Source organism: Mesorhizobium sp. B2-5-13 (assembly GCF_006440535.1).
Taxonomy (GTDB): Bacteria; Pseudomonadota; Alphaproteobacteria; order Rhizobiales; family Rhizobiaceae; genus Mesorhizobium; species Mesorhizobium salmacidum.
This window is the reverse complement of sequence record NZ_VFUI01000014.1, coordinates 112,287-124,952: the sequence shown is the minus strand read 5'-3', so window position 1 is coordinate 124,952 and position 12,666 is coordinate 112,287. Positions and strand designations below refer to the sequence as shown.

Genomic DNA, 12,666 nt, shown 5'->3' with positions numbered 1-12,666 from the left:
GAAAAGCCTCCAAAGCAACGAAAATGGCCGCCCTCAATCCTCACAACAAGCCTCCCGCAATATTGCGCAACGGGCCCACAAGGGGAGAAGGGAACAGCGCCCCGCTACCGTCCCTCGCGGTACCACATCGAGCCCATTGCCAGAAGCAGCAGGCCGAGGCCGAGGAAGCCGCCGAACAGCGGTACGCGCGACACGGCCTTCAAGACGCTGTCGTCGGTGGTGCGCAGGCCGATCCAGTCGCTGCCCGACGCTTCGCCGGCCGAACGCACCGGTACGATGGAAGGCAGCGTCACGTCGCTGGCCGTGGACGGGGCCAGCCGGCGCACGCTGCCGCCGGTGGCTTCCGCCGGCGCCTTCAGCCGCTCCTGCGTGGAGACGACGTCGGCGAATTCCGGCGCGTTGACCGGTCCGACATGGGCGAGCGCGGTGAGATCGCCATTGGCAACCTGGAAGAGGCCGATCTCGCTGGTCTGGACGCTGCCGAGGAAGACGCCGGGTTCGGATTTGTCGAGCTTTACAGCGAGTGTCTTGCCGGACGGGGTGATGATCTGCGCCGGGCCGGGATCGTCGGCCATCGTCTGGCGGCGGATCTCCAGCACCATGCCGCGCCCCTCGGCGGTCAGCCGTTCTTCCTCGAGCTCGGGCTCCTTCATCAGCCAGTGGGCAATGCGCCGGTAGAGCTGGACATGCGGACCGCCGCCCTCGAAGCCGCGCGCCCACAGCCAGCCCTGATCGGACAGAAGCATGCCGACGCGGCCTTCGCCCTTGCGGTCGAGCAGCAGCAGCGGCCGGTTGTCGGCACCTTTCATCACCACTTCGCCTTGCGGGTTCTGCACGCCAATGGTGCGGAACCAGCGGCTCCAGTGCGGTGGCTCGGTGGCCGAACCGTCGAGGCCGCGCGTCACCGGATGACGCTGGCCGAGTTCGGTCAGGCGCGGGTAGAACGCCTTGTCGACCACTTCGCCCGTCGGCATGGCCGGCAGGGCCGACATCAGCGGCGTGCGCGCGATCGAAGCCTCGCCGGCATATTCGGGGCCGGCGGCGATCAGCAGCGCGCCGCCCTTTTCGACATATTCGGAGATGTAATCGTAATAGAGGATCGGCAGCACGTCGCGGTGCTGGTAGCGGTCGAAGATGATGAGGTCGAAATCCTTGATCTTCTCGACGAACAGCTCGCGGGTGGGGAAGGCGATCAGCGACAATTCATTGATCGGCGTGCCGTCCTGCTTCTCCGGCGGCCGCAGGATGGTGAAATGGACGAGATCGACCGAGGCGTCGGATTTCAGCAGATTGCGCCAGGTGCGCTCGCCCGCATGCGGTTCACCCGATACGAGCAGCACGCGCAGGTTTTCGCGGATGCCGTCGACCAGCGCGATGGCGCGGTTGTTGGCATCGGTCAGTTCGCCCGGTTCGCGGTCGATGGCGAGTTCGATGATGTTGCGGCCGGCACTCGGGATGGTCACCTGCAGCGGCATGGTCTGGCCGACGGTGGCATGCTCGACCGAAACCTGCTCGCCGTTGACGGAGACGCGGACATCGACCGGCCCGGTTTCGTTTTCGGTCGAGATGACGCGGTATGTCATGTCGAGCGGCTTGCCGACAAGGCCGAAACGCGGCGCGTTCTCGAAACGTATGCGGCGGTCCTTCTCATGGTCGTTGCCGGTGATGAGGGCATGCAGCGGGGCGTTGAAATCGGGCGTGCCCGAAGGCGTGTCATGCACCTCGCCGTCAGTGATCATGATGGCGCCACCGATACGCGAGGGCGGCACGTCGCGGAAGGCGCCTTCCAGCGCGCCGAACAGCCGCGTTTCGGTGCGCTCCTCGGCGGCGTCGGACTTGCCGGCCTCGACGACGCGGACATCGAACTGCTTGAAGCGGCCAAGACGCTGCTGCAGCCCGGCCACGGCCTCGTCGGTCTGTTTGGTGCGGTCGCCAATGTCCTGGCTCTGGCTACGGTCGACGATCAGCGCGACGACGCTCTTTAGTGGCTCGCGCTCCTCATTGAGGAACACCGGGTTGAAGAGGGCGGCGGCGAGCGCCAGCAGGGCGACGAAGCGCAGGACCGCGCCGCGCTGGCGAAACCCAAGGCCGACAAGCGCGAGCAACGCCAAGGGCACCAGCACAAGGGCCAACAGCGGCCAGGACAAAAGCGGTTCGAAGGAGATCGACCAGTTCATGCCTTATCCTCCCGCATCAGGGCAGGGTCGATCGGCGTGGGTGCAAGAAAGAGCATCATCCTACTGCCCTAACCGCTCGAGCAGGATGGGAACATGCACCTGGTCGGATTTGTAGTTGCCGGTCAGCATGTACATCATGATGTTGACGCCGGCGCGCAGCGCATAGACCCGCTGCATCGGGTCGGCCGGCACGGTCGGCAGCAGCGGATCGCCATTCTCGTCGACTGCCCAGGCGCCGGCGAAATCATTGGCGGTGATCATGATCGGCGACACGCCGTCGCCGGTGCGCACCGGCCGGTTGTCGGCATTGCTGGCGTCGAGGGATGCCTCGACCCAGAGCGGGCTGCCGGCGAAACGGCCGGGAAATTCGGGCAGGATGAAGAAGGACTTGGTCAGCACATGGTCCGACGGCACCGGCTCCAGCGGCGGTACGTTGAGGTTGCCGAGGATGTCGCGCAGCCGCTCGGTCGCCGGGCTGGTGGAGTCGGCGCCGATGCCGTTGGCGAACTGGTCGCGCGTGTCGAACAGCACAGTGCCGCCCTGCTGCATATAGGCGTCGATGCGGGCGATCGCGGCCTGGCTCGGCATCGGTGCCGATGGGTCGATCGGCCAGTAGATCAGCGGATAGAAGGACAGCTCGTCCTTCGAAATGTCGACGCCGGCCGGCGCGCCCGGTTCGAGCGCCGTCTTCTCGATCAGGAAACGGGTCAGGCCCTGGAGCCCGGCGCGGCTGATCGAATCGACGCCCGGCACGCCGGTCAGCACATAGGCGATGCGGGTTTTTGAAATCGCCTCGATAGCGACCTGGTCACCCGGCTTGGCATCGTCGGCGCGCGCGACATCGGCATGGCCGAACAGTGCGCCAAGCCCGATCAATACAGCGGCGGTGGTTGCAGCGGCACCGGCCCGGCGCGGCCGGCGCGAAAACAGGCCGCCCATCCACAACACCGCCAGCGTGTCGAGCAGCATCAGCAGCAGAGCCGCCGCCACCAGCGCACCCTTCAGGTTGCGCGATTCATCAAAGGCATACTGGACCGTGCTGACCGGCACCGACACTTGCGGGCGCGCCAGCGGCTCGAACGTGCTTGCGGCGTCGAGCAGATTGTGGGCGTAGACGCCGGTCTCCGAGCCATAGAGGCCGGGCGGGTTCTCGAAGGTGACCGGCAGTGCCCCGGCGCCCGGCACCAGCGGCCGCGCATCCGGTGTCGGCGGCACCAGCGAGCCGTCGGCCGCGATCATGCGATAGGGTGCCAGCGACGTGGCGGCGGCTTCGGCATTGGCGATCGCCGCGCCCTGGTTGCGGGACAATTGCACGATGCGGCGCAGCATCTCGACGAAGCTGCCCGAGATCGGCAGGTTCGACCATGTCGCCTCGGGCGTGACATGGAACAGCACCAGCGTGCCCTTGCCCTTCTTCAGCCCGGTGACCAGCGGCGTGCCGTCGGCAAGGGCTGCCCAGGTGCGCTCGACGATGTCGGGTGTCGGCTCGGCCAGCACCTGCCTGGTCACCGTGACCTCGGTCGGCGGCGCCAGGTCAGCGAAGGGGCCGGCCTTGGGAAATTCGGTGACCGGCTGCGGCGAGGTCCATGACAGCGCGCCGCCGAGCGAGCGCTCGCCGGTGCGCAGGCGGACCGGCAGCAAATCGTCGTCATTGCCGGCGGCCGCCAGCCGTGAGCCGGCGAAACGCACCAGCGTGCCGCCATTGTCGACCCAGTCGACCAGCCTTTGCCGAACCTGCGCGGGAATGGTGCCGATATCGGCCATGACGATCATCGCCGGCTTCTGGTCGAGGATCTGCGGGATGGCGTCGGCGAGATCGGCGCTGGAGGGCTCGACCAGATCGGCGAAGGGCTGTAACGCGCGCCTGATGTAGTAGAGCGGCGACAGAAGCGGCTGCGCCTGGTCGGCCTCGGCTTGCGACAGCAACCCGACGCGGCGGCGTTTGGAGCTTTCGTCGAGCACGCGCACCGCACCCGCATGGCGTTCGCCATCGAGCGCGATCGAGGCGAAGTCGTTGCGCAATTCGAACGGCACCGCCATGGTGCCGGTGGCCGTGGCCTCGCCCGGCGCGAAGGTCAGGGTCGCATCGGCGATGCGGCGGCCCTTGTCGTCGAAGGCGCCGGCGGTGACCTGCGCCGGGGCGGGATCGCCCGGCGCGCGGACGGCGGTCAGACCAAAGCCGTCGACCTGGTTTTCAGCTGATCTCAGGCCGGTCAGGGAAAGCCGGTCGGCCACCGCCCATACAACGCGGGCGGCATTTTTGGACAACAGCGTGTTGAAAGCGGCCTCGTCGCCCTTGGCCGCCAGGCCATCCGCCAGCACGGCGACGCTGGCGCCGGGCAAGCTCTCCAGCACACCAGCGACGCGGGCATAAACGGCCGGCCGGTCGGTTGGGATCGGCCGCGGCTTGGCGGCGCGCAGCCGGTCGAGCGCGGCGGCGGCGTCAAAAGGGCCGATCTCCGCATTGGGCTTTTCGGCGGTGAAGGCGATGACAACAGGCACGCCGTTCGAGCCGGCGTCGTTGATCAGCCGCTCGGCGGTGGCGATGCGCTTGTTCCAGTCGGCGGCGCTGGCCCAGTCATTGTCGATGACCAGCGCAAGGGCGGCGCCCTCGGCCGGCAGCTTTTCACGCGGGTTGAACACAGGTTCGGCCAATGCCGCGACGACGAGGGCCGCCATCAGCAGCCTGAGCAGCGTCAGCCACCAAGGGCTGCGCTGCGGTGTTTCCTCCCGTCTCAGCACACGGGCCAGGATCTTCAGTGGCGGGAACACCTCGGTTCGCGGCTTGGGCGGCGTCAACCTCAGCAGCCACCAGATCACCGGCAGCGCCAGCAGGCCCCACAGCACCATGGGAGCGCCGAAGGAGAGCGGCAGCCAGCTCATGCGGCGGTCTTCCCAGGCTTGCCGCCACCGGCGGTAATGTCAGGCTGATTGTCACCGGCAATCATGCCGGGAGTGGCGCTCGGCCCGGCATGACCAGAGGTCAGCCCGGCATGACCAGAGGTCAGCCCGGCATGACCGGAGGTCAGCCCGGCATGACCGTTATCAGCGGTCATTGCCATGTGCAGGCGCACCAGTGCGTCGGAAGCCAGCCGGTCGGTGTGGTTGACGGTAAAGCTCCAGCCGAGCCGCTTGCACCAACTGGCCAGTTCCTGGCGGCGGGCGGTGTAGAGCAAGCGGTATTCGTCGGCCAACATCTCGGCGCGGCCGGCGGTCAGCTTGTCGCCGGTCTCGGGATCGGTGAACTCGGTGCGGCCGGCATAGGGGAAAGTTTCCTCGGCCGGATCGGCGACCTCGATCAGATGCGCGCGCACACCGTGGCGGGCGAGCACGTCGAGCCAGGCCATGGTTTCCTCGACCGGATCGAGGAAATCGCTGGCGATGACGATGTCGCAGAAGCGCCTGATGTCGGACAGATCGGGTTTTGCCGGCATCTCGCCGGCATGCATGAGTTGGGCCGCGATGCGCTCGGCGCCGTTGCGGGCAGTGAACGGATCGGTCAGCCCCGGCCAGGCGATGCGCTCGCCGCTGCGTGACAGGAGCTCGGCCATGGCCAGTGTCAGCACCAGCGCGCGCGATTGCTTGGAAACGCCGGCACCCGTCGATTTGTAGAGCATGGACGGCGAGGGGTCGGCCCACAACCAGACTGTATGAGCGGCTTCCCACTCGCGATCCCGCACATAGGTGTGATCGTCGCGGGCCGAGCGGCGCCAGTCGATGCGCGAGGAATCGCCTTCGACATAGGGCCGGAACTGCCAGAAATTCTCGCCGATGCCGCGCTTGCGGCGGCCATGCCAGCCGGCGATCACGGTGTTGACGATACGGCGCGCCTCGACCAGCAGGTCGGGGACAAGCGAAGCCCGCAACCGGCCGCGGGCGAGCGCGTCGCGCGTCGCTGCCGGAGCCTGGACCTCGCCGATACGTGCCATTAGGATCTGGACCCGCTAATATGATCTAAATGGTGTGAGGCCATCTGTTCGGATACGCGGAGCGAAGGCGCAGGAAGCCATTCGGCTTTCAAGTCCTTCGCGACAAAGTAGGCGGGCAGATGGACCACATCCTCCGGACGCCGAAATGGCTGCAAGCTGCGTCGTCGAACCGCTTGGCCGGGGGAAAGACCCCGACCTTCGCGGTTCTCCTCGCATCTTTTTGCCATTTCAGGCGCCATTTCGATCATATTAGCGGGTCCCGACCCTAAACGCCTTTCACGAGTTTCGCCACGACGTCGCGCACGCTGGTGCCCTCGGCACGGGCGGCGAAGGTCAGCGCCATGCGATGCTGCAGCACCGGCTCGGCCAGTGCCCTGACATCGTCGACCGAGGGCGCCAGCCGTCCGTCGTAGAGCGCGCGTGCCCTGGTGCACAGCATCAGCGCCTGGCTGGCGCGCGGACCCGGGCCCCAGGCGACATGCTTGTCGGTGTCGGCATTGCCCTGGCCCGGACGCGCCGAACGCACCAGGGTGAGGATCGCCTCAACGACGCTTTCGGGCACCGGCATGCGGCGGATCAGCGTCTGGATCTCCTTCAGCCGTGCCGGCTGCAGCACGTTCTGGGCTTTCGCGTCCTCGACGCCGGTGGTTTCCAGAAGGATGCGGCGCTCGGCCTCGATTTCGGGGTAGAGGATGTCGACCTGCATCAGGAAGCGGTCGAGCTGGGCTTCGGGCAGCGGGTAGGTGCCTTCCTGCTCCAGCGGGTTCTGCGTCGCCAGCACATGGAAGGGCGAGGGCAGATCGTAGCGCGCGCCGGCAATAGTGACATGATATTCCTGCATCGCCTGCAGCAGCGCCGACTGGGTACGCGGCGAGGCTCGGTTGATCTCGTCGGCCATCAGCAGCTGGGCAAAGATCGGGCCGGAGATGAAGCGGAAGGAGCGCTTGCCGGTTTCGTCCTGCTCCATGACCTCGGAGCCGAGGATGTCGGACGGCATCAGGTCCGGCGTGAACTGGATGCGGCGTGAATCAAGCCCGAGCACGACGCCCAGCGTCTCGACCAGCTTGGTCTTGGCCAGGCCCGGCACGCCGACCAGCAGCGCATGTCCGCCGGCCAGCAGCGCCACCAGCGTGCGCTCGACGACGTTTTCCTGGCCGAAGATCACCCGGCCAACCCCGTCGCGGATCCTGGAGATGTCGGCAAGCGCCTTCTCGGCCTCGGCGATCATGTCCGTTTCGCTGATCGGGCTTTCCTTGACCATCACGCTCATGCCGCATCGATCCCTTTGGTTGGAATGCCATGGTTTGGAAATACTGGTCCGCACCATACCATAGACCGCCGCGATTCGGCCTCGCGGAGCGCCTATGGTTGAACTTAAATCACAGACGTAGGCTGACAAGCGGAACAACAGTGACTATTTCGTGACGATGACGGAACACCACGAACATCGCCAACAAAGCCTTACGCAGGCCACCGAGGCTCGAAGCCTCGAGGCGCTGATCTCGCGCGCGGCCCGTGCCGGCAAGGGCGCGGCGCCGGTCGAGCGCTGGAATCCCGACTTTTGCGGCGATCTCGACATGGAGATCAGGGCCGACGGTACCTGGTTCTACCTGGGCACGCCGATCGGCCGCATGCCGCTGGTACAGCTTTTCTCCTCCGTGCTGCGCAAGGACGCCGACGGCAGGACCTATCTGGTGACGCCGGTGGAAAAGGTCGGCATCCGCGTCGCCGATGCACCGTTCATCGCCGTCGAGATGGATGTTTCGGGCGAAGGCGAGGATCAGGTCATCACTTTCCGCACCAATGTCGGCGACGTGGTCGAGGCCGGACCGGAGCGGCCGCTGCGCTTCGTCGACGAGAACGAGACCGGCGGTTTGAAGCCCTATCTGCTGGTGCGCGGCAGGCTGGAGGCGCTGGTGGCGCGGCCGGTCATGTACGAACTGGTCGGGCACGGCGAGGAGATCGAGATCGACGGCAGGGCGATGTTTTCGGTGCGCTCGAAGAACGCCGTGTTTCCGATCATGCCGACAGATCAGTTGGAGCGGTTGAGCGCATGATGGACCAGGTGTCGCCGGCACCGTTCTCATCGGCGGATTTTCGCGCGCGCTTTGCCGCGCAGCCGGACGCGCATGCCGGCGACGACTATGGCGATCACCGCTTCAATCCCGGCCACCCGCGCCTCAACCCAGGCAAGCCGCTCCGCAACGCGGCGGTGCTGATCCCGTTGGTCGACCATGACGGCGGGGCGACGGTTCTCCTGACCAAACGGGCCGAGAAGCTGCGCAATCATTCCGGCCAAGTGGCTTTCCCGGGCGGCACGATCGATGCGACCGACGCGAGCCCGGAGGCGGCGGCGCTGCGCGAGACCTTCGAGGAGATCGGTCTTGCCCCGGATCGCATCGAGATCATCGGCCGCATGCCCGATTACGTCGCCGGCAGCGGCTATCGCATCGCGCCGGTGCTCGGCATCGTGCGGCCGGGTTTCCAATTGGCTTTGAACGTCGACGAGGTCGATGCCGCCTTCGAAGTGCCGCTGCGCTTCCTGATGGACACCGCCAATCACAAGCGCGACAGCCGCATGTGGAACGATCTCGAATGGTTCTTCTACGACATGCCCTATGGCGACCGGCGTATCTGGGGCGTCACCGCCGGTATCATCCGTACGCTCTATGAAAGGCTCTATGCGTGAGTGTTTCGATTGCGGGCAGGGCCGACTGGCTCTCCGACAAGCATTTGCAGCGCCTGCTGGGCGTGCTTACCGAAGGCGGTGAAGAGGCACGCATCGCCGGCGGCGCCGTGCGCAACGTGCTGATGGGCCAGCCTGTCACCGACATCGACATCGCCACCTCTTGCCTGCCGCAGGAAACCATTCGCCGCGCCGTGGCGGAAGGCTTCAAGGCGGTGCCGACCGGTATCGAGCACGGCACCATCACGGTGGTCGCCGGCGGCAAACCCTACGAAATCACCACCTTGCGCGCCGATGTGGAGACCGATGGCCGCCGCGCCAAGGTGTCGTTCGGACGCGACTGGAAGCTCGACGCCGAGCGGCGCGATTTCACCATCAACGCGCTCTACGCGGAGGCCGACGGACGGGTTGTCGACCTTGTCGGCGGCATTGCCGACATCGAGGCGCGCCGGCTGCGCTTCATCGGCGATCCGGAGGCCCGCATCCGCGAGGATTATCTGCGCATCCTGCGCTTCTTCCGTTTCTTTGCCTGGTATGGCGATGGCCGGCCGGACGCCGAGGGACTGAAGGCCTGTGCCCGGCTGAAGGAGGGCCTCGGCCAACTCTCGGCGGAACGCATCTGGTCCGAACTGAAGAAGCTCTTGTCGGCCCCCGATCCTTCGCGGGCGCTGCTCTGGATGCGGCAGGCCGGTGTCCTGACCGCGGCGCTGTCGGAAAGCGAGAAATGGGGCATCGACGCGATCCACGGGTTGACCAAGGCCGAGAAGGACCTGAGCTGGGCGGTGGATCCGATGCTGCGGCTGGAGGCAATCGTGCCGCCGGATGCGGCGCGCATGAAGACGCTGGCCGAGAGGCTCAGGTTCTCGACCGCCGAAGCCGACCGCATGCTCCACTGGGCGCTCTCCACGGCCATCGAGCCGAAGACGACCGAGGGCGAACTGGCGAAAAAACTCTATCGCGGCGACCGGCAAGGGTTTGTCGACCGCCTGCGGCTTGCGCTTGCCGCGGCGCGGATGCGCGCTGTCGAGGACAATAATGCATTGCTTCAAGCGGGCGGCTTTTCGCGCCTGCTTGCCTTTGCGCTCAAATGGGAAAGGCCCGAATTTCCGCTGCGTGGGGCCGATCTGACCGCGCTCGGCGCAACGCCAGGGCCGAAGCTCGGCGAAATCCTGAAAAACATCGAGGCGGAATGGATCGAAGCGGGATTTGCGCCTGATCGCGCCGCGCTGCTCGAACGCGCCGCGCAGGCCCTTGAAACGTAGGCCAGAACCGCTGGGTCTCTGCCGGTGCCACCCTGCGGTTCCGTGCCGCTACCTGATCGACAGCGGAGCGAGGGCACGCGAAAGGCTTGCCTCGCCCTTGCCATAGACGGAGGCGCTATAGTTGGCCAGCGTGTCGGTACGGGCCGTGTTCAGCAACTGGTTGGTGATCTGGGTCGGCGTTGCCTTGGTGAACTTGCTGCCCACGATGGCGGCGTAGCCGGCAACGATCGGCGCGGCGAAAGATGTGCCGTAAAGGCCGGTCTTGTCCCCGGTGACACCCACGACCAGGAAATGGCTCTGCGCAGCCTGGTTGGAGCCGGCGATGTTGGAGTACCAGGCCATGCTGGCCTTGTTCGACGTCGTGCCGTTGCTGTTGAGCGCGCCGACGAAAATCGCGGATGCCTTTCCGACCAGGGCGAGGTCGAGATAATCCTGCTGGCCGCTGGTGACGCCGCCCACGGCAACCGCGTCGTTGCCCGCGGCCTTCGAAACCACGGCCGTTCCCTTGGTGGCATAGGAGATGATGGAGGCTTCCTCGGCGCTCCATCCGATCTGGCTGGGGCTGTAACCCGCATTGGTGTACATGCCATAGCTCAGATTGAGCACGTTCAGGCCCGGCGACAGCGCGACCGATGAGCTGGTGGAAAAGTCTTTCGACCTTATGGTTGCCAAGGGCGCAACCATGCTGGCTTCTTCGCGGGTCCATTCGCCGTGGCGCTGGGTCTGCGTGCCGATGCCGAAATTGCCGCTGAACTTCGATGTGCTGGAGAAATCGTCGACGATCGTGATGGTGACGCCTTGGCCCTTGTAACCGGCACGCCATGCGGCTCCGACATCCGGGCTCATCCAGCCCTGCAAAGTCTGCGATGTGGCCGCCGGCAAGGTTGCGCTCAGGCATATGGAAGCGTTCGTCCGACCGCCCAGGCAGAGCGCGGATAGCGGATCCGCACCGCCAGCTTCTTGAGCCGCCGCTATGGAAGCCGGCAGAAGGGCGAGGGCCGTGGCGACACCGAACTTCCAACGCGCATTTGACATGATCTTACCTCGGTTCAAACGGAAGCTAGGACGGACGACCGCGAATCTCCGGCGGCTACGCCACATCTCGTGCCCGGCCCCTCGCGATCAGAAAGTAACACGGTAATTCAGCCAGAGATGCTGGCTCTCCGGTTTAGCGTTAACCAGATATTTCAAGGTTTCCTCGGGCGCCATCTCGCCGGCGGCGAGCCGGCAATTGACGCTGTAGGTGCCCAGATCCCCATAATCGGCCTGGCAGGGCTTTTCGGTGAGCTTACCGCCGAAGGTCGTGGTGAACGACAGGGACAGTATGCTGTTCGCACTCGGATGCAGCTGTGTGAGGAAACCAAGCTTGAGGCTGGGCTCGATCCGATATTTCTCGCCTTGTTCCCCGGTGCCAAACCCCCAAAGAATACCGGTGTCCTGCGTGATCTGCGTCATCAGGTCCACATGCATGTCGACCCAGTTTGTCTGGTACCACTGATTGAACGATATCCGGCTTCCGGTCTGCAACTCATACCCGCCGTCACCCAGACCTCTCGCCTTGTCGCTGAGCGGCGAGCCCTGGTGGATGTCGATGAGCGATGTCGCCCATTCCTGGGCAACCGCCGGCGGCGGGCCGAGGAGCGCCCACGGCAGGAGCGCCGTTGCGCACAAACTCGCACGATTGCCGAACTTTTCGCGCATCCGCGAAACACCTCGCCCCACCGATTCCGGACCAGCGCCTGACGGCGACGGGCTCCTCTGGCAGCGCCTGTAGTCTGGATATCAGTCTGAACGATCGCACGGGTTCGGTTACCGCACGGTTTATTTTAGCTGGAGCAAATATGATTTTTGGAGGCGCAGGCCATACGTCGAAAGAAACCGATGCGACGCGCGTTACCCGAGCGCCACCGCGGTTCCTTTGTTAATACCGACAGCCCCCGCCGCGCCCTACGCCGCGTCGCGGGCCTTCTCAATTCGGGAGCGGATAGCCTCGATCATCGTCTCGCGGATGATCGTCTCGCCATGCGTTTCGCGCATATGCTCGACGGCACGGCGCATGATCTCGGCCTCCTCGTCGGCACGGGTGTGCCAGTCGCAGCCGGGAACCAGCGATCCGCAGTGGAACTGCTTCATGGGATTTCTCCTCTTCCTCCATGGAGCCGGATCGACTGCCCTGCAGGACAGGCCGGAGCTCCGCATCTTCTTGGCCCGCTGTGCGGCCTCGGAACCGGACCACGGGCAGGGTGAAGACCATAACACAGATGGGGTGGTATTGGTTGCGGTCAACGGTGAAAAGGCGGAGCAGCGCTGCTCCGCCCTCTTTACGCTAGCCCTGCGGGCAGGCCATCACTTCACGATCTTGACTGCCTCGGCAACCTTGTTCTTGCCGCTCATGTCCCACGTAATTCTGACCTTCTCGCCGACCTTCAGGCCAGGATCCTTGAAAGTCTCGGGAAGCGTAAAAGACGATCCATTGTCGAGAACCAGGCTCTTGGACGCCGTATCGAAGGTCTTGACCGTTCCGGTGGTATGCTTGACGGCGGCGAACGCCACCGAACCGGAAGCAAGAAGCGCGGCGGCGGCAGCGGAAACAATGATCTTTCTCATGCTGA

General features: G+C 65.5%; 11 protein-coding genes. 3 read left to right on the top strand and 8 right to left on the bottom strand.

Going from position 1 to position 12,666, the window contains the following annotated elements; genetic code table 11:
- Positions 1-104: 104 nt before the first annotated feature.
- The 4 genes from FJ434_RS21645 to FJ434_RS21630 all read right to left on the bottom strand — a co-directional run bounded on the left by FJ434_RS21645 (position 105) and on the right by FJ434_RS21630 (position 7,376).
- Entirely contained in the window at positions 105-2,177 is a 2,073-nt protein-coding gene (locus FJ434_RS21645; protein WP_140751045.1) for a hypothetical protein, read from the bottom strand.
- A gap of 60 nt (positions 2,178-2,237) precedes the next feature.
- Positions 2,238-5,060 carry a DUF4159 domain-containing protein gene (locus FJ434_RS21640; protein WP_140751047.1) on the bottom strand — a complete coding sequence of 941 codons (2,823 nt, stop codon included), beginning with the start codon at positions 5,058-5,060 and terminating at the stop codon, positions 2,238-2,240.
- Positions 5,057-6,106 (bottom strand): DUF58 domain-containing protein, encoded by a 1,050-nt coding sequence (locus FJ434_RS21635; RefSeq protein WP_246678356.1) that lies wholly within the window; start codon positions 6,104-6,106, stop codon positions 5,057-5,059. Before FJ434_RS21635 ends, FJ434_RS21640 begins: the two co-directional genes overlap by 4 nt.
- A 265-nt stretch (positions 6,107-6,371) precedes the next feature.
- Complete coding sequence (locus FJ434_RS21630; RefSeq protein ID WP_027143386.1) at positions 6,372-7,376, bottom strand: MoxR family ATPase; 1,005 nt, start codon at positions 7,374-7,376, stop codon at positions 6,372-6,374.
- Between the two features lie 157 nt (positions 7,377-7,533).
- On the opposite strand from FJ434_RS21630, the gene FJ434_RS21625 reads away from it, so the two are divergent.
- From FJ434_RS21625 to FJ434_RS21615, 3 genes are read left to right on the top strand one after another with little or no spacing between them, the layout of a single operon-like run.
- Complete coding sequence (locus FJ434_RS21625) at positions 7,534-8,163, top strand: DUF1285 domain-containing protein (RefSeq protein ID WP_140751176.1); 630 nt, start codon at positions 7,534-7,536, stop codon at positions 8,161-8,163.
- Positions 8,163-8,795 carry a CoA pyrophosphatase gene (locus FJ434_RS21620; RefSeq protein WP_140751178.1) on the top strand — a complete coding sequence of 211 codons (633 nt, stop codon included), beginning with the start codon at positions 8,163-8,165 and terminating at the stop codon, positions 8,793-8,795. Before FJ434_RS21625 ends, FJ434_RS21620 begins: the two co-directional genes overlap by 1 nt.
- Entirely contained in the window at positions 8,792-10,054 is a 1,263-nt protein-coding gene (locus FJ434_RS21615; protein ID WP_140751049.1) for a CCA tRNA nucleotidyltransferase, read from the top strand. The genes FJ434_RS21620 and FJ434_RS21615 overlap by 4 nt, the downstream gene beginning before the upstream one ends.
- Positions 10,055-10,102: 48 nt before the next feature.
- Here FJ434_RS21615 and FJ434_RS21610 read toward each other — a convergent pair whose 3' ends face one another.
- The 4 genes from FJ434_RS21610 to FJ434_RS21595 all read right to left on the bottom strand — a co-directional run bounded on the left by FJ434_RS21610 (position 10,103) and on the right by FJ434_RS21595 (position 12,661).
- On the bottom strand, positions 10,103-10,900 hold the full coding sequence (locus FJ434_RS21610) for a S8 family serine peptidase (protein WP_246678357.1): 798 nt from the start codon (positions 10,898-10,900) through the stop codon (positions 10,103-10,105).
- Positions 10,901-11,176: 276 nt separating this feature from the next.
- Positions 11,177-11,755, bottom strand: coding sequence for a hypothetical protein (locus FJ434_RS21605; protein WP_140751053.1), 579 nt, complete (start codon positions 11,753-11,755; stop codon positions 11,177-11,179).
- A 246-nt stretch (positions 11,756-12,001) separates the two neighbouring features.
- The gene (locus FJ434_RS21600; RefSeq protein WP_140504895.1) at positions 12,002-12,187 is read right to left on the bottom strand and encodes a DUF1059 domain-containing protein; all 186 of its coding nucleotides are present in this window, start codon (positions 12,185-12,187) and stop codon (positions 12,002-12,004) included.
- 213 nt (positions 12,188-12,400) lie between these two features.
- Positions 12,401-12,661, bottom strand: coding sequence for a DUF1344 domain-containing protein (locus FJ434_RS21595; protein ID WP_140504897.1), 261 nt, complete (start codon positions 12,659-12,661; stop codon positions 12,401-12,403).
- Positions 12,662-12,666 lie beyond the last annotated feature (5 nt).